The sequence below is a fragment of the Nostoc sp. 2RC genome (genome assembly GCF_014222165.1).
GTDB lineage: Bacteria > Cyanobacteriota > Cyanobacteriia > Cyanobacteriales > Nostocaceae > Nostoc > Nostoc linckia.
The window spans coordinates 1-18,333 of the sequence record NZ_JACKZU010000155.1 but is presented as its reverse complement, the minus strand read 5'-3'; the positions used below and the strand labels follow the sequence as shown (position 1 = coordinate 18,333).

The window sequence follows — 18,333 nt, the reverse complement described above, 5'->3', positions numbered from 1 at the left end:
CAACCAAACACGCAAGAGTGAAAGTAATTGTTCTGTATCTACGGGTTTTGTGATATAATCTGACGCTCCTGCTTCGATGCACTTTTCACGATCGCCTTGCATGGCTTTGGCGGTGAGTGCAATAATCGGCAAGGATTGAAAGCGAGTGTTTTGACGAATTAGACGTGTGGTTTCGTAACCGTCCATTTCTGGCATCATTATGTCCATTAAAACCACATCAATATCTGGTGTACTTTCTAACAAGGTAATTCCTTCTCTACCGTTTTCGGCATATAAAACCTGGATTTGATAGCGCTCTAACATACTTGTTAAGGCGAAGATATTCCGCACATCGTCGTCTACAATGAGGGCTTTTTTGCCAGCGAGTAAGTGGTCTCTGGAATGGAGTTGTTCTAGGATTTGGCGTTTGGGTTCTGGTAAATTTGCTTGGACTCGATGTAAAAATAAGGCTGTTTCATCCAAAAGGCGTTCGGGCGATCGCACATCTTTGATGATGATTGTCTCTGCAATGCGTCTAAGTTCGGTTTCTTGAGCTTTGCTAATTTCTCTACCTGTGTAAACAATAATTGGTAGAGATTTGCCGTTGGGTAAAAGTTTGATTTGCTCGATGAGTTCAAACCCGGTCATGTCTGGTAGCCCTAAATCGAGGACGAGACAATCAAAATGCTGGGTGCGGATGGCTTCGAGGGCTGCTGCGCCTGTGGCCACGGCGGTGGTTGCAACGTCGCTGTTGCCAATTAATTCGACGATGCTATGGCGTTGGGTGTCGTCGTCTTCCACTACTAAAAGATTTTTGACTTGGCGTTCGACGAAACCTTTAATTTTGGTCAACGCTTCCGATATTGTCTCACTGGTTAAGGGTTTTTGCAGATATGCGATGGCTCCTAGTTGCAAACCGCGCTGTCTGCCTTCCTCTACGGTCATGATGTGTACGGGAATGTGACGGGTATTTGGGTCGTGTTTGAGACGATCTAATACTGTCCATCCATCCATTTCTGGCAATCTGATGTCTAGTAAAACTGCTGAAGGAAGAAATTGCTGGGCTAGCATTAAGCCTGTGGTGCCAGTTTGGGCAGTGATTACCTTAAATCCGTGCTGTTGTGCCATATCTAGGAGGATACGGGCAAAATTGAGGTCATCTTCGACGATTAATAATACGCGATCGCCGATGTTAATTGTGGTGCGATCGTCATTTATCAGTGGGGAGTGGGGAAGTGAAGAAGACGCGGGGAGGGAAAGACGCGGTGAGGGGGAGAAAGAAGAAGACGCAGAAAATCGCTCAAATATTCTCTCCGTGTCAGAGCGTCCCCGCGTCTCCGTGTCTCTGTATCCCGCGTCAGAGCGTCCCCGCGTCAGAATGTCGCCATATCCCATTTCCCCGTGTCCTGCACCTTGTGGTAAATAGAATGTAAAGGTGCTACCTTGACCTGGTTGGCTGACTAATTTGATTTCGCCGCCAAATAAACGGGCGATTTCGCGGCTAATTGATAAGCCCAAGCCAGTACCGCCGTATTTGCGACTGGTGGAGCCATCGGCTTGCTGGAATGCCTCGAATATAACTTTTTGTTTTTCGGGAGCAATGCCAATACCCGTATCGCTAACTGAAAAGGCGATTACTATGTGGGCGCGATTTAAGATTTCATTGTCGGAACTCCATCCTTGCTGCACCACTGCAACCTGCAACCGCACTTCTCCTTGTTCTGTAAATTTAAAGGCGTTGGAAAGGAGATTTTTCAATACCTGTTGTAAGCGTTTGACATCTGTGTAAATGCTCAGGGGCAATTCAGGAATAAATTCAATGATGAAACTCAGTCCTTTGTTGTTGGCTAGTTGGCGGAAGGTGCGCTCAATTTGTTCGCCCAAATCTATTAAAGGCATTTGGGTCATTTCAATTGACATAGTTCCAGATTCAATTTTGGCGAGGTCGAGAATGTCATTAATCAATGACAGTAAATCTGTACCTGCTGAGTAAATTGTCTGGCTATATTCCACTTGTTTATTGCTGAGGTTGCCTTCGATGTTATCTGTTAATAACTTGGCTAAAATTAACAAGCTATTCAACGGTGTCCGCAATTCGTGGGACATGTTAGCCAAAAATTCTGATTTGTATTTGGAAGAAAGAGCGAGTTGTTCGGCTTTTTCTTCTAAAGATTTTCTTGCTTCTTCGATTTCGCGATTTTTACGCTCGACTTCTTTCTTTTGCTGAGCCAGTAATTCGGCTTTTTCTTCTAATTCGGCGTTGGTTTGTTGCAGTTCCTCTTGCTGTCCTCTGAGTAAATCTTCCGAAGCTTTGAGTGATTGGGCTTGTTGTTCTAGGCGTTTGTTGGTTTCTCGCAGTTCGTTTTGCTGGGTTTGTAATTCTTCGGCCAATGATTGCGACTGCTTGAGTAATTCTTCAGTTCGCATGGAAGCGGCGATGGTGTTCAGGACGATCGCTATACTTTCTGTAAGTTGATCGAAGAATGTCAAGTGGATTTCGCTAAAGCGGCGGAAGGATGCTAGTTCAATGACTGCTGTTACTTGTCCTTCAAACAGTACGGGTAAAACAACGGCATTCAAAGGCGCAGCTTCTCCTAAGCCAGAGCCAATTTTGATATAGTCACTCGGCACTTCTGTAAGGAGAATTCGCTCTTTTTCTAAGGCGCATTGTCCCACCAAACCTTCACCCATGTAGAAGCGGTTAGCTAAATGTTTGCGTTCGCGATAGGCGTAGCTACTAATTAGTTTCAAATGAGCTGTGGTTTCCGGAGATTCCATCAGATAAAATACGCCGTGTTGCGCTCCCACTAACGGTGCGAGTTCTGAGAGAATTAATTTGGATACAGTTTCTAAGTCTCGCTGACCTTGGAGCATCCGGGTAAACTTCGCCAGGTTAGTTTTCAACCAATCTTGTTCGGTGTTTTTCTGGGTTGTTTCCCGCAAATTAGCAATCATCTGGTTGATGTTGTCTTTGAGGATGGCAACTTCTCCCAGCGCTTCCACGGCGATGGAACGAGTTAAATCACCTTTAGTTACAGCTGTAGCAACTTCCGCGATCGCTCGCAACTGAGTTGTCAGTGTAGCAGCCAGTTCGTTGACATTATCGGTCAAATCTTTCCAAGTTCCAGCCGCCCCAGGTACTCTGGCTTGTCCCCCTAATTTGCCTTCGATTCCCACTTCCCGCGCCACTGTGGTCACCTGATTGGCAAAGGTGGCTAGGGTGTCAATCATTTCATTGATGGTTTCTGCCAAGGTTTCAATTTCGCCTTTAGCGTCTAGCATCAGTTTGCGTTTCAAGTCGCCGTTCGCCACTGCGGTGACAACCCTGGCAATACCCCGCACCTGTGCCGTTAAGTTCCCCGCCATCGAGTTTACGTTGTCGGTTAAATCTTTCCAAGTACCTGCAACGCCTTGCACTTGGGCTTGTCCGCCTAATTTGCCTTCGGTTCCCACTTCCCGCGCCACCCGCGTCACTTCCGATGCAAAGGAACTCAATTGATCCACCATTGTATTGGTGGTGTTCTTCAAGTCCAAAATTTCGCCTTTGGCATCCACGGTGATTTTCTTCGAGAGGTCGCCGTTAGCCACAGCTTTGGTAACTTCAGCGATGTTGCGGACTTGTCCGGTGAGGTTCCCCGCCATTGAATTGACGTTGTCCGTTAAATCTTTCCAAGTACCGGCAACTCCCCTGACGTAGGCTTGCACGCCGAGTTTGCCTTCGGTTCCCACCTCCCGCGCCACCCGCGTCACTTCTGAAGCAAAGGAATTGAGTTGATCCACCATTGTGTTGATGGTAATCTTCAATTCCAGAATTTCCCCTTTCACATCCACGGTGATTTTCTTAGAAAGGTCGCCGTTGGCTACCGCCGTTGTCACTTCGGCAATGTTCCGCACCTGCGCCGTCAAGCTTCCCGCCATGAAGTTGACGCTGTCAGTTAAGTCTTTCCAAGTGCCGGCTACACCTTTGACTTCGGCTTGCACGCCGAGTTTTCCTTCGGTTCCCACTTCCCTAGCAACTCTGGTTACCTCACTAGCAAAGGAATTCAGTTGATCCACCATTGTGTTAACAGTGTTTTTCAACTCCAAAATTTCACCTTTGACATCAACGGAAATTTTCTTCGAGAGGTCGCCATTTGCCACTGCGGTTGTCACTGCGGCGATGTTTCGCACCTGTGCCGTTAAGCTTCCCGCCATGAAATTAACGCTGTCGGTTAAGTCTTTCCAAGTGCCAGCCACGCCCCGCACGTCTGCTTGCACGCCGAGTTTGCCTTCAGAACCTACTTCCCGTGCTACCCTGGTTACCTCACTAGCAAAGGAATTGAGTTGATCCACCATAATATTGATGGTGTTTTTCAACTCCAAAATTTCACCTTTGACAGCCACAGTAATTTTCTTGGATAAATCGCCGTTGGCGATGGCAGTGGCAACTTCCGCAATGTTCCGCACTTGGTCGGTTAAGTTTCCGGCCATTAAGTTGACGTTATCTGTTAAGTCTTTCCAAGTGCCAGCCACACCGCGCACTTCAGCTTGCACGCCGAGTTTCCCTTCTGTTCCCACTTCCCTGGCAACCCTGGTTACCTCGCTAGCAAAGGAACTCAGTTGATCCACCATTGTATTGATGGTGTTTTTCAACTCCAAAATTTCACCTTTGACATCCACGGTGATTTTCTTGGAAAGGTCGCCGTTAGCCACCGCCGTAGTGACATCGGCAATGTTCCGCACCTGTGCCTTTAAACTCCCCGCCATGAAGTTAACGCTGTCCGTCAAGTCCTTCCAAGTGCCAGCCACACCCCGCACATCTGCTTGCACGCCGAGTTTGCCTTCACTACCCACCTCACGGGCTACCCGCGTCACTTCTGATGCAAAGGAACTCAGTTGATCCACCATAATATTGATGGTGTTCTTCAACTCCAGAATTTCCCCTCTGACATCAACGGTGATTTTTTTGGAGAGGTCACCACTGGCGATCGCTGTGGCAACTTCGGCAATATTTCGCACCTGTCCGGTGAGGTTCCCCGCCATTAAGTTGACGTTATCTGTTAAGTCTTTCCAAGTGCCAGCCACACCCCGCACTTCAGCTTGCACGCCGAGTTTACCTTCGGTTCCCACTTCCCTCGCCACCCTGGTAACTTCCGAAGCAAAGGAATTGAGTTGATCCACCATTGTATTGATGGTGTTTTTCAACTCCAGAATTTCGCCCTTGACATCAACGGTGATTTTCTTGGAAAGGTCGCCATTAGCCACCGCCGTGGTTACATCGGCAATGTTCCGCACCTGTGCCGTTAAACTACCCGCCATGAAGTTGACGCTGTCCGTCAAGTCCTTCCAAGTCCCCGCTACTCCCCGGACTTCTGCTTGACCGCCGAGTTTGCCTTCTGCGCCCACTTCCCGCGCCACCCTGGTTACCTCACTGGCAAAGGAATTGAGTTGATCCACCATGATGTTAACGGTGTTTTTCAACTCCAAAATTTCGCCTTTGACGTTAACTGTAATTTTCTTAGACAAGTCGCCATTTGCCACTGCTGTGGTGACTTCGGCAATGTTGCGGACTTGGGCGGTTAAATTCCCCGCCATTAAATTCACGTTGTCGGTTAAGTCTTTCCAAGTGCCCGCCACTCCTTTGACTTCAGCTTGCACCCCCAACTTACCTTCGGTTCCCACTTCCCGCGCCACTCTGGTAACTTCTGATGCAAAGGAATTTAATTGATCCACCATTGTGTTAACGGTGTTTTTCAACTCCAGAATCTCGCCTTTAACATCCACGGTGATTTTTTTGGAGAGGTCACCGTTGGCAATGGCAGTGGCAACTTCCGCAATATTACGTACCTGTCCAGTAAGATTTCCTGCCATCAAGTTCACATTGTCAGTCAAGTCCTTCCAAGTGCCAGCCACACCCCGCACTTGGGCTTGGACGCCCAGTTTACCTTCAGTGCCCACCTCGCGAGCAACTCTGGTTACCTCGCTAGCAAAGGAACCAAGACGGTTGACCATTGTGTTGACAATATTGGCAGTTTGGAGAAACTCCCCTTGTAAGGGTCTGCCATCAATTTCTGTAGCGATGGTTTGGGATAAGTCACCATTAGCCACAGCCCGAATCACACGAGTTGTTTCTGCTGTGGGTTGGACTAAATCTGTAATTAAAGTGTTGACAGAATTGACACAATCTGACCAAGAACCGCGAACATCTCCTAAAGAAGCGCGATCGCTAATTTTCCCTTCTTTGCCGACGACATTACCAATTCGCTGTAGCTCCGTCGCCATCCGCTGATTTTGGTCGATTATATCATTGAGGGTATCAGCTATTTTCCCAGCTACACCAGTACGATCTATGGGCATCCGTGCCGAGAAGTCGCCGTGCTTGACAGCTGTCAGCGTTCTGAGTAGCTGATTTAAATCGAGATTATCGCTGTCTGTTGTCAACTGTTCGGTTGCCATAGCCTTATCCTTAAATGTGATTCTTGCAGAATTTGTTTACCTAGTAGTTCGCTTTCGTGACTTGGCTCTTTAAAGGGGAAAGGGAAAAGGTTTTAAATCCCTTACCCTTTACCCCTTTCCCTTTCTCCAGCCCGAAAGAAGCGCATTTTTGGGTTGCCAGACCACTAGTGTGCCAAGTTCAAAATGGGCTGTGAGGACTGGGGAAAGCAAAAAGGTGAAAGAGAAAGCTATTAAAAATCTTTCCCCTTTTCCCCTGACCTTTTAGCCGACGAAGAAAACTCGGTCTACCACTAGTGACAATGCTTTGAAGTAATGCTTATCAAAATAGACATTAGGGAATAAAAAGTGGATCTAACTAATTAATTTTTATCGATGCCAGTGTAAGCAGTTGATAAAGACCGTTAACTAAGATGCTAGGAAACTCCAAAAAATAAATTATTCCGGTTAAAGGTTGACTGTTAACTGTGAACCGTCAACACTCACCAACAGCAATCCAGTTTGATTTGCAGAACTACTTATAGAGACAGGGTCGGGGAAGAAAGAGTTAAAAAAATAAAAGTGTACTCTAGCTTCACAAAAATCAAATACGAGTCCTATATTAACGTTTGTGTATCTGCCATACAACTTAGCTCATCATAGCTATTGAATCTCTGTTATGGACAACTAACAAAGATTTTTTGTTGATGCATCAGTGAAAGTAATAAGTACTAGAGAGCATAATTTTTCAATATAATTTGGCATAAGTTAAAATTACTTAATGAATCTTTGTGATTTTTCAATTACTATTTGAAATACTGGAAGAAACTTGCAAATCAAAAATATTCGGTTGCTAATGTTAACTGTTGACAGTTGAGTGCAAACCGTCAACTACCTCAAGCAAAGTCTTTGAATTTTGAAAAAATTCCTTACACCTTGAAAAGGCTGATTCTCTAGCTGTACAGAGGCGGTTAATTGCGTTTTAAACCTCTAGTTTTCATGTACCCAAATAATAGCGATCGCCTATTTAGCAAAAATGTACTAAATTATCAGCCATTAATGTGTAACAAAGATTGTAGGCAGAAGCACCCCTAATTATTAAATTCTTAAGGATGAATGAGTGCATATAAACCCGATTAATAGCCTCTATTCTAGGAGTGGAAAACAGAGCAGCAAGTAATAATTAATTCAGTCATCAGTTAACAGTTAACAGTCACCATACTTCATCAAAGACGACTTTCCTGCTTGTACTGGCGTAATTGCTCTACTATATATACTTGTAACTCTTGCCTTTCTCTGTTGCTGGCATTGCGGTGATAAGTTCTTCCTGTTTCTTGAATAAAACGGCGTTTCTCGCTTTGAGAAGATTTAAGTTTACCTTGCTGTAATTCTTCCCATGTCTTTTCGCCGACACTTTCTCCTAGTTTTACCAATACCTTTGGTAGTAATATTTTTGCCTCTCTTTGAAAATCTTCTTCTGTGTCCAGGGCATTTAAATCTATATTGCTGAAGTCGATATTGATTTGAAACTTACTCATGGTTGATTGATTTTATTTATGATTATTAGCATAATTAGCTTTTGACTGATAACTGTTACTAATATTTTTCACAATTCCCAGAAAATTACTATAGTATGCTCGCTAGATTTATTTATCAAATATTACTCTGATTCTTTAACTATTCTGAATTCTGAGTTCTGAATTCTGAATTCTGACTAAAATGCTATCTTAAAGGCAAGGTCATTTGCTCAAGTTTTGAGGAAAACGCTATGACTACAACGCTCATAGAGTCTAATTCTATCGAGTCATTGCTAGGTAAAGAGGCAGAAGACCTGCTTACCTACAAAGCAAAGGTTTCTAAGGATTTATTACATTTGCCGGGGCCGGATTTTGTAGATCGAATTTGGATTAACAGCGATCGCAATCCTCAAGTATTGCGTAATCTTCAGCTACTCTATTCTACTGGTCGTTTAGCAAACACAGGCTATTTGTCTATTTTGCCAGTAGACCAAGGCATCGAACATTCAGCAGCTGCGTCTTTTGCGCCGAATCCAATTTACTTCGATCCAGAAAATATTGTAAAGTTAGCGATCGCCGCAGAATGCAACGCTGTTGCCACCACTTTGGGAGTATTGGGCATCGTATCGCGAAAATATGCCCATAAAATTCCCTTTATTCTCAAAATCAATCACAACGAATTGCTGACCTTCCCTAATCAATTTGACCAGGTATTGTTTGCTGATGTCGAACAAGCTTGGAATTTAGGAGCAGCCGCCATTGGTGCAACAATTTACTTTGGTTCAGACCAGTCTACCAGGCAAATTCAAGAAATCAGCAAAGCTTTTAAACGCGCCCATGAATTAGGAATGGCGACTATTCTTTGGTGCTATTTGCGGAACAACGCTTTCAAACAAGATAAAGATTATCATCTTGCAGCCGACCTCACCGGACAAGCAAATCATTTGGGTGTAACCATTGAAGCTGACATTATCAAACAAAAGTTACCCGAATGCAACAACGGTTATGGAGCAGTTGTTAAAGCAACTGGTAAGAGTTACGGCAAAACCGACGAACGAGTTTACACAGAATTGACCACCGACCACCCAATTGATTTGACTCGTTACCAAGTACTCAATTGCTACTGTGGACGCGCAGGGTTGATTAACTCTGGTGGCGCAACAGGCAAAAATGACTTAGCTGAAGCAGTCCGCACCGCCGTCATCAACAAACGTGCCGGTGGTTCGGGATTAATTTCTGGACGCAAAACATTCCAACGCCCCTTTGAAGAAGGCGTTAAACTATTTCACGCCATTCAAAATGTTTACTTATCGCCAGATGTGACGATAGCCTAAAAACTAGGTTTTAGGAGTGCTGACTGTTGACTGTTAACTGTTGACAGAGAAATTATTATTCAACCCTGTCTATCTCTCCATCTCCCTATGCTCGCTCTCTGGGCGTCTAGCAGGGGAGTGGTTTGGGGCGGGGTTATTTGATAACGAACTTGTACGGGCGAATGGTTATTCGCCCCAACATGTGCATTTGTATCATTGATACAGCGAAATGGTATGAGCAAAAGAAACCTCCACTCACAATACTTGTCGGTTAAAGGGAAAAGCGGAAGGGGGGCCCCCTCTGGGGATAAGGGGCAGGGGAAAGGGGAAAGAAAAAACCTTTAACCTTTACCCTTTAACCCCTTCGGGGTTCGCCAGTCGCTCATGGAGGAAACCCCCAAGACCGCGCTGGTTCACCTTTTCCCCAGACCCAATGCCGAGTTAAAAATCGTTAACCGAGCAGTATTGACTCACCAGTCAACAGTTAACACTCAACAGTCAACACTCAACAATTATGAGCAAACTCATCGTCCTGAACTTAGGAAAAGGAGATTTAAACCAAGGCTTTCCCACAGTCATTGCTCAACTTTGGCAAACGGATACTCCCACGCCCATGCAATTTACGGGTGGATTACCTGGTGCGCCACAATTAGAGCATCTTTATCAACGTTGGCAACAAATGTATACAACTTTGTATGCTAGTTTGGGTTGGCGCAGTGGTGAGCTAGCAGACTTTGAAATTGATGAAGAAGATGTTAATCATATTTCCCAAGCAGATTTTGATAACCTCTGTCAACAATTACAAGACAATCTCAATACATGGCTAAATAGTTCACTGTTTCTCAATATTGACCGCAAGTTACGCACTCAACTTTCACCAAAAGAAGAAATTCGCTGTATTATCACTGCTGAATCTGGGCAGGTTTTAAAGCTTCCTTGGTGTCTGTGGCACTTTTTTAGCGATTATCCACAGGCAGAAATCGCTCTGAGTCTGCCAGAATATGCTCGTTCTTTGAAAACAAACCCTCAAAAAACTAAAGGTAAAGTCAGAATATTAGCAATTTTAGGCGATCGCCACGGTATTGATATCGAAAAAGACCAAAATTTATTGCGGCAATTACCTAATGTCGAACTCAAGTTTTTAGTTGAACCCAACCGTTCCCAACTCACAGAACAATTATGGCAGTCCGGCTGGGATATTCTGTTTTTTGCAGGTCATAGTTCCAGCCAAGGCAAAGGGCGAATGCTGCTCAATTCTGGAGAAAGTTTAACTATCGACCAATTAAAGTATGGTTTACAAAAGGCCATTGCTCAAGGGTTACAACTGGCAATTTTTAACTCCTGTGATGGTTTGGGATTAGCCCAAGATTTAGCTAATTTGCATTTACCCCAGGTAATTGTCATGCGCGAACCCGTACCAGATAGGGTGGCGCAGGAATTTTTGAAGTATTTTTTAGCACTTTTTTCCGGGGGCAAAACTTTATATGCAGCTGTGAGGGAGGCGAGGGAAAGATTACAATCTCTAGAACATGATTTTCCCTGCGCTACTTGGTTACCTGCGATTTGCCAAAATCCAGCAGAAATTTCTCCCACCTGGGAGGATCTCTGCGGTGGTCGGTTGGGTTTATATCTGCCACGTCCCAATTTCAGACACTTACCAGCAGTTTTTTTGAGTAGTTTTAGTGTTACTTTAATTGTGGTATTAATACGGTTATTTGGCGGATTGCAACCCCTAGAATTAGCAGCCTTTGACCAGTTAATGCAACTGCGACCCAAGGAAGAACCAGATTCACGGCTATTAGTGATAAATATTACCGATGAAGATATTCAAGCCCAGGGACAAGAACCGCGCCAAGGTTCTTTATCTGATAAGTATCTCAATCTGTTACTTGTGAAACTAGAACAATATCAACCAATAGCCATTGGTCTAGATATATACCGGGATTTTTCAGTCAGTGCCAATCAACCAGAACTAGCCAAACGAATGCAAAAAAGCGATCGCTTGATTGCAATTTGTAAACGCCCCGATCCCAAATACGACCCCACAGGTATTTCACCACCCCCAGAAATACCAGAAACACGGCTGGGTTTTAGCGATTTTGTGGAAGACAACGACGGTGTGCTGCGTCGTCATTTGTTGGCGATGACTCCCAACCCAATTTCCTCAAATTGTACTGCGGCTACTGCTTTTAGCGTGCAGCTAGCATTTATTTATTTGAAAAAACAGGGAATTACAGCCAAATTTACCCCCAATTGGGATTTACAATTGGGAAATAAAACTTTCCCGCGTTTACAAAATCCCACTGGCGGTTATCAGTCCATAGATGCCCAAGGTAGTCAGATTTTACTCAATTACCGTTTTTCGCCCTCCGTACCAGCCATTGCACCCCAAGTTACCCTCAGCCAAGTATTGAACGGACAAATTAACCCCAATGCCCTAAAAAATCGGATTATTCTCATTGGCGTTACTAGTAACAGTAGTAGCGATTACTGGTATACACCAAATGGAAAAAATCCTTCAGAAATTGTCCCAGGGGTAATTATTCAAGCACAGATGGTCAGTCAAATACTCAGTGCTGCTTTAGACCAAAGACCTTTATTATGGGTTTGGAGTCAATGGGCTGATGTTTCCTGGGTTTTGGGATGGTCTTTCACGGGTAGTTTACTGGCTTGGTATCTCCGCAAAATAACTTACGTCAGTATTGCCATCACCGCAGCATCATGTATATTATTTGGACTTTCCTCGCTCCTGTTGACTCAAGGCGGCTGGATACCTTTAATACCACCGATGATTTGTTTGCTACTTAGTAGTACTATATTCATGTTTATCAGCAAAAAATTACAGAAATCGTAGCGATCGCAAGTGTAGCAATAAATTAGTTATAAAAATTCTGAATTCTGAATTCTGAATTCTGAATTCTTAATTGCGATCGCTAATTTATTTCCCCTATGAAAAAGGTACATTGGTTTCACACTACCACTTTGATATCTGCGCTAACCTTGAGTGTTGTTAACGCACCTGGAAATTGGAACGTACAAGCTCAAACCTTAACATCTACAAGTAAAATCACCTATGTTGCGCCAACAGCACAGGAAAAGCCAGGAGAACCCACAGGTAGGCGGAGAGGAGGAGGTAGCCGTGGTTCCTGTAAGCAGTATGAAAGTCTCACAGCTTTAGTACCCATAACCAAAACAGTCAATAAAGATGTAGTCTGGGGAAAATCAGCATCTCAAACCCCAACATTTTGGTTTTTTGTACCCGATAAATTAACGCCTCAAGTTCCTGTTGAGTTTGTAATTCAAGACGAAGCAGATAATTACGTTTATCATACAAAATTTAATCCAACAGAAACGCCATCGGGAATTTTCAGCCTCACCGCACAACCTACAAAACCCTTAGTGGCTGGTAAATCTTATCGTTGGACTTTTTCCATTTATTGCGATCCTGACAAACCATCTGCTGCTGTTTACGTCCAAGGTTCAATCACACAAGTGACTCTCAATGCATCATCACAACAACTTGCAGCCGCTAAAACCCCATTGGAAAAAGCTAGTTTTTTTGCAAAACATGGTCTTTGGTATGATGCTTTAACAACTTTAGGAGAAAATTTACAAAATACCAAAGACAAAGATCCAAAAATTGCATCGGCTTGGAGTGAGCTACTCAAACAAGTTGATTTAGTTCAGTCTGGTACAGATGCGATCGTACCCTGTTGTATTGCAAAATAATATGATATCTGCTTAATGCATAAGTCCTATATACTAATACAATTCAGTTAAGCATAAAATTATTCATGTAGAGACGCGATGAATCGCGTCTAAAAAACCAGTTTTTTACCAATAAACCTTAAATAAACGTATTGTCCTATATTCCTGAAAAAAGATACCCGACTTAAAAAAAGTTGGGTATCTTGTTTTAGAAATATTTTTACATTTCCATTAATTCAACTTCCGAAGAAGCTAAAAGCCTTGGCCCGGTCTGATTATTCATGAGGATTCAGCATGGTTTCCATTAATTCAACTTCCGAAGAAGCTAAAAGTATTAACCGCATTCAAGTTCAGGTAGGTTTAAACCTCTGGTTTCCATTAATTCAACTTCCGAAGAAGCTAAAAGCTTTTTGGTAAATATTTAGAGCTTCCTGAAGGAACAGTTTCCATTAATTCAACTTCCGAAGAAGCTAAAAGGGTGGTATTACAGGCTACCAAAGCGCAAATGTTAACTTGTTTCCATTAATTCAACTTCCGAAGAAGCTAAAAGTTGATGGTGCGATAATCTCTTTTCGCTTGTCTTACAATGTTTCCATTAATTCAACTTCCGAAGAAGCTAAAAGGAAAATCCTAATGCAGAAGTTGAAGTTACAAGTGTGGAAGTTTCCATTAATTCAACTTCCGAAGAAGCTAAAAGGAAAGCCAAATTTTCTCGTGGCAGATTACCGTTGATAAGTTTCCATTAATTCAACTTCCGAAGAAGCTAAAAGTTAATGTTAACTTTTACGACCAGAGTTTTAATTTTCTGTTTCCATTAATTCAACTTCCGAAGAAGCTAAAAGGGTAGCCTTATAGAAGGCTTACCATCACTGGATTGTACACCCTTATTTTTGCGGGGGTCAAGATATTGCTCCAATAAATAGGAATTACTCGCAATAAACACCAGATAAAAACCCTCAAACCCATACCCAGAAAGGATTTGCGGGGGTCAACGATAGAATAAGGGTTTCAGCCATTGCCTACCCCCCGCAAATTTACATTTCTTTACATTATCCGAACTATTTTTTCCAAGTCAAAGGACGATACATCCATCTTAAAAATCACTACTTTCTTTGGCTTGGCAATTTTTCACAACATTCAAACAGCCCTAGCAGTTTTGCGAGGGCTAATTCTATTGATTATCGCATCAATTCTAATTGATTAGAGTGGCTTACCGTTGAATAAACCTTCAACTTTTTTATTGGGATAGGCTTTCTTATAGCGTTTCCTAGTCTGCTGAGGTACAAATCTCTGCGTCGGCAGTCGCTCATGGGGGAAACCCCCAAGACCGCGCTGCCTCACCTTTGCGCTTTACTTTGCGCCCCTCTGCGCTTCAAAATATTATCTGTACCTCACTTAACTGGGAATCGCTATAAAAACCAGCCGTTCATCGAAATAAGGGCTGGTTTTTAAGATGATGAAATTGTCAGACTAATCTCTACAAAATTTTAACTAATTCGGCGGAATTCCCCATCCGTCTATACGGTGGGGATTATTGCCGGGTGACTACGAAAACACCTCCGACTAACATTAACCGGAGGTTAAGTAGAGCGGCGTGAATAATTCAAGGTTTGTAGTGAGGACTAAAGTCCTCACTACGAACTCGTCTCAAGATTTTTTACATTACTTAATCTACTTTGATTTATTCTCGCCTACTTACTTAATTAAGGAGTGGGGTGGTTGAGAAGTCACCAATTATTTTATTTTAACAGCTTAGCAAAAAATATATATCATGGTAAAATAGATGTATTAAGGAGGTGATGTTAAGTGTTGCATAAGGCTGTCCAAGTTCGTTTATATCCAACAAAAGAGCAAGAAATCCAATTGGCTCAATCTTTTGGGTGTGCTAGATGGTGGTGGAATTACGCCTTAAATAAGTCAATTGAGATTTACAAAGAAACAGGGAAAGGACTTACCCGTGCAGCACTCAACGCATTTCTCCCTATACTCAAAAAAGCTGAAGATACTATTTGGTTGGCTGAGTGTTATAGCCAAGTTTTACAGGCTACAACACTCAATCTAACTACTGCATACAAGAACTTTTTTGATAAACGTGCTGGATTTCCTAAATTCAAATCTAGGCATGGGAAACAGTCTATCCAGTATCCTCAAAATGTCAAAATTGTAGATGGCAGTGTTAAGCTTCCTGGCAATATAGGGGTAATCAAAGCCAAAATACATAGACCAATTGAGGGGAAAATCAAAACTGTTACTGTAAGCAAAACGCCTTCTGGTAAATATCTTGCATCTATCCTCACTGAGCTAGAGGGTGAAAATCCTGTTATCTCGGAGGGGAAGATTTACGGCATTGACTTAGGGCTAAAACACTTCGCAGTTGTTACTGACGGCGAAAAGGTATCCATTTACGATAATCCTAAGCACCTTGCAAAACATGAAAAAAATCTCAAGCGTAAGCAGAAGAAATTAGCACGTAAGGTAAAAGGGAGTAAGTCGAGGAATAGATATAGAAAAGTCGTTGCCAAAGTTTACGAGCGAGTTAGTAACTCAAGGCAAGATTTTCTACATAAACTTAGTTATAAGTTGGTCAGCGATAGCCAAGCTGTCATAGTAGAAAATCTTCATGTATTAAGCATAGTTCGTAATCACAAATTGGCGAAATCAATATCTGATGCAGGATGGGGAACATTCACCAACTTTTTAGCCTACAAACTAGAACGCAGGGGTGGAAAGTTGATTGAGGTTGATAGATGGTTTCCCAGTTCAAAACTTTGCTCTAATTGTTTCTATCAAATAGGTGAGATGCCATTGGATATTCGTGAATGGACTTGTCCCCATTGCAATACTCATCATGACAGGGACGCGAACGCCGCGCAGAACATTAGAGCAGAGGGTATCAGAATCATAAAGGCGGAAGGTTCATCCGTCTCTGCTGTAGGAGGGGAGGTAAGACCAAAACTCGGACGAAAGTCTAAGTTGCGGCACTCCCCTATGATTACAGAAGCCCCAACTTCAACCGTACTCGGTAAGTTGGGGTAGTTCACACAAGCTGGATATCTGTACTAATTGCAAAACCAGCTGGTCTATTCTCAATTGTGGCAAATTGAGTTCCTTGGAAGAACAAAGCACCAGTAGCATCGTTGTAGCTGAAATTGTTGAAGTTAGTGATACCACCAAAACCAGCTTTAGAAATCTGAATCTTGTCACCTTCAACCCTACTGAAGTCTTTGATGATGTCTAAGCCTTCTAGGTTCGAGTTAAACACAAATTTATCTGCACCAACACCACCAGTGAGAATATCGTTGCCAACACCGCCTACTAAAGTATCATTGCCAGCATTACCGCTTAAAGTATCATTACCAGTACCGCCAACGAGGTTATCATAACCAGTTCCACCAGTTAGGTTATCGGCTCCGTCACCACCGAACAAGAAAGTCCAGGAGTTCGATGCTGTTAACACATCATTCCCTGCACCACCCGTGAGGACTGCAAAACTTCCGCCTTGTGCAGTAATGAACTCTACACCAGTGAGGATGTCGATACCTTCGTTACCATTGGCAGTGACATTATCAATAACCTGTAAATCGCCATTGTTCAGGAAAGAGATTGTATAGTCTGTATAATTTCCTTCATAGTTAACAATATCATAGCCACTACCGCCGTTGAGAATATCATTGCCGATACCGCCTTTGAGGAAATCATCCCCAGCATCGCCATTGAGGGTATCATTACCAGCACCGCCTTTGAGGGAATCATTACCAGCACCACCACGCAGGATATCTGCATATTGTGTGCCTGTGATATCAAATTTTTCAATACCAGTGTGACTGAGTAGTGCATTGTTATTCAGGCGGCTGAAGATGCCATTTTGTCTCACGTCTACACCAGCACCATTATTCAAATCGGTGTAGTCGGCTATTAGCGTGTCAATGCCTGCACCACCATCTACAAAACCATCTGAATCAATAAAAGTATCATCTCCAGCTTCACCATAAAGATAATCATAGCCAGCGCGACCTTCAATTTGATCGTTACCAGCACCACCATACAGGCTATCGCTGTCAGCACCACCGCGCAGGACATCTGCGTATTGTGTGCCTGTGATTTTGAATTTTTCAATGTTACTATAACCAAGTACGCCAGTACCAGTTAGGCGACTGAAGATAACACTTTGCCCCAAATATCCTACATCTATACCAGCACCATTATTCAACTGACTGTAGTTGGCTACTAGCGTATCAACACCAGCACCACCATCTACTGAACCATCTGTATCGATTACAGTATCATCACCAGCGTTACCATAAAGATAATCAAAGCCAGCACCACCCTCAATTTGATCGTTACCACCACCACCATACAGGCTATCGCTGTTAGCACCACCACGCAGGACATCTGCGTATTGTGTACCTGTAACGTTAAATTTTTCAATACCAGTGTAGTAGAGTACTGGATTGCCAGTCTGACGGCTGAAGATGGCATTTAGTCCTAAATATCCCACATCAATACCAGCACCATTATTGAACTGACTGTAGTTGGCTACTAGCGTATCAATACCTGCACCACCATCTACTGAACCATCTGTATCAATTACAGTATCATCACCAGCGTCACCATAAAGATAATCAAAGCCAGCACCACCCTCAATTTGATCGTTACCAGCACCGCCAAACAGGCTATCGCTGTTAGCACCACCGCGCAGGACATCTGCGTATTGCGTGCCTGTGATATTAAATTTTTCAATGTTACTATAACCAAGTACGCCAGTACCAGTGAGGCGACTGAAGATGACACTTTGCCCCAAATATCCTACATCTATACCAGCACCATTATTGAACTGACTGTAGTTGGCTACTAGCGTATCAACACCTGCGCCACCATCTACTGAACCAAATATATTATTTAGGGTGTCATCGCCCTCATCACCATACAAGTTGTTATTTCCAGCACCGCCATACAAGTTGTCATTTCCAGCACCGCCATACAAGTTGTCATTTCCATCATCGCCATAAATGATGTCGTTACCAGCAGCACCAAGCAAATTGTCATTCCCAGTTCCACCATTAATGGTGTCATCTCGATCTGCACCAGCTAGGTAGTCATCACCGCCTTGTCCGTTGAGTGCCCAAGATTCACCATTAAGTCCCAGGAAAGTGTTATTGCCGTTGTCGCCATTATAAATTCCCATATTACTTTAAACCTCGTGTTGTGTGTGTAATGAAGTCTGGTGTTAAACTTTGAACTTCTTGTTGAGTTACACGTTGCACTTTTGAGGTTTATGCACTCAAATTAAAACAAAGCCAAAAAAATCTTTAGGCATAGGGGATGGGGAAAGGGGAAAGGGGAAAGGGGAAAGGTTTCAAATACATCAGACCTCTTGCACAAGAGTGCTTTTTGCACTCTTGTGG

At 43.2% G+C, this 18,333-nt stretch carries 7 protein-coding genes and 1 CRISPR repeat array; of the genes, 4 read left to right on the top strand and 3 right to left on the bottom strand.

Annotation, left to right across the window (positions count from 1 at the left end; translation table 11 throughout):
- Both GNE10_RS18140 and GNE10_RS18135 read right to left on the bottom strand, forming a co-directional pair.
- Positions 1–6,414, bottom strand: a 6,414-nt coding sequence (locus GNE10_RS18140) for a HAMP domain-containing protein (protein WP_185566382.1), incomplete at its 3' end; no start/stop codon positions are given.
- A 1,202-nt stretch (positions 6,415–7,616) separates the two neighbouring features.
- Entirely contained in the window at positions 7,617–7,928 is a 312-nt protein-coding gene (locus tag GNE10_RS18135; protein ID WP_185566381.1) for a hypothetical protein, read from the bottom strand.
- Positions 7,929–8,158: 230 nt separating this feature from the next.
- Here GNE10_RS18135 and GNE10_RS18130 point away from each other — a divergent pair, with 230 nt between their 5' ends.
- The 4 genes from GNE10_RS18130 to GNE10_RS18115 all read left to right on the top strand — a co-directional run bounded on the left by GNE10_RS18130 (position 8,159) and on the right by GNE10_RS18115 (position 15,964).
- Positions 8,159–9,241, top strand: a complete 1,083-nt coding sequence (locus GNE10_RS18130) for a class I fructose-bisphosphate aldolase (protein WP_185566380.1) — start codon at positions 8,159–8,161, stop codon at positions 9,239–9,241.
- A 493-nt stretch (positions 9,242–9,734) separates the two neighbouring features.
- Positions 9,735–12,074 carry a CHASE2 domain-containing protein gene (locus GNE10_RS18125; protein ID WP_185566379.1) on the top strand — a complete coding sequence of 780 codons (2,340 nt, stop codon included), beginning with the start codon at positions 9,735–9,737 and terminating at the stop codon, positions 12,072–12,074.
- A 95-nt stretch (positions 12,075–12,169) separates the two neighbouring features.
- Positions 12,170–12,949, top strand: a complete 780-nt coding sequence (locus GNE10_RS18120; RefSeq protein WP_185566378.1) for a DUF928 domain-containing protein — start codon at positions 12,170–12,172, stop codon at positions 12,947–12,949.
- A gap of 203 nt (positions 12,950–13,152) precedes the next feature.
- A CRISPR array of direct repeats spans positions 13,153–13,770; the repeat unit is 35 nt; unit sequence GTTTCCATTAATTCAACTTCCGAAGAAGCTAAAAG.
- Between the two features lie 964 nt (positions 13,771–14,734).
- Positions 14,735–15,964 carry an RNA-guided endonuclease TnpB family protein gene (locus tag GNE10_RS18115; protein ID WP_185566377.1) on the top strand — a complete coding sequence of 410 codons (1,230 nt, stop codon included), beginning with the start codon at positions 14,735–14,737 and terminating at the stop codon, positions 15,962–15,964.
- Between the two features lies 1 nt (position 15,965).
- On the opposite strand, the gene GNE10_RS18110 is transcribed toward GNE10_RS18115, so the two are convergent.
- Positions 15,966–18,113, bottom strand: a complete 2,148-nt coding sequence (locus GNE10_RS18110) for a calcium-binding protein (RefSeq protein WP_185566376.1) — start codon at positions 18,111–18,113, stop codon at positions 15,966–15,968.
- Between the last annotated feature and the right edge of the window lie 220 nt (positions 18,114–18,333).

Coding starts and splice junctions, on each gene's coding strand:
- GNE10_RS18120 (WP_185566378.1), top strand. CDS start 12,170: ATGAAAAAGGTACATTGGTTTCACACTACCACTTTGATATCTGCGCTA.
- GNE10_RS18110 (WP_185566376.1), bottom strand. CDS start 18,113: ATGGGAATTTATAATGGCGACAACGGCAATAACACTTTCCTGGGACTT.
- GNE10_RS18125 (WP_185566379.1), top strand. CDS start 9,735: ATGAGCAAACTCATCGTCCTGAACTTAGGAAAAGGAGATTTAAACCAA.
- GNE10_RS18130 (WP_185566380.1), top strand. CDS start 8,159: ATGACTACAACGCTCATAGAGTCTAATTCTATCGAGTCATTGCTAGGT.
- GNE10_RS18135 (WP_185566381.1), bottom strand. CDS start 7,928: ATGAGTAAGTTTCAAATCAATATCGACTTCAGCAATATAGATTTAAAT.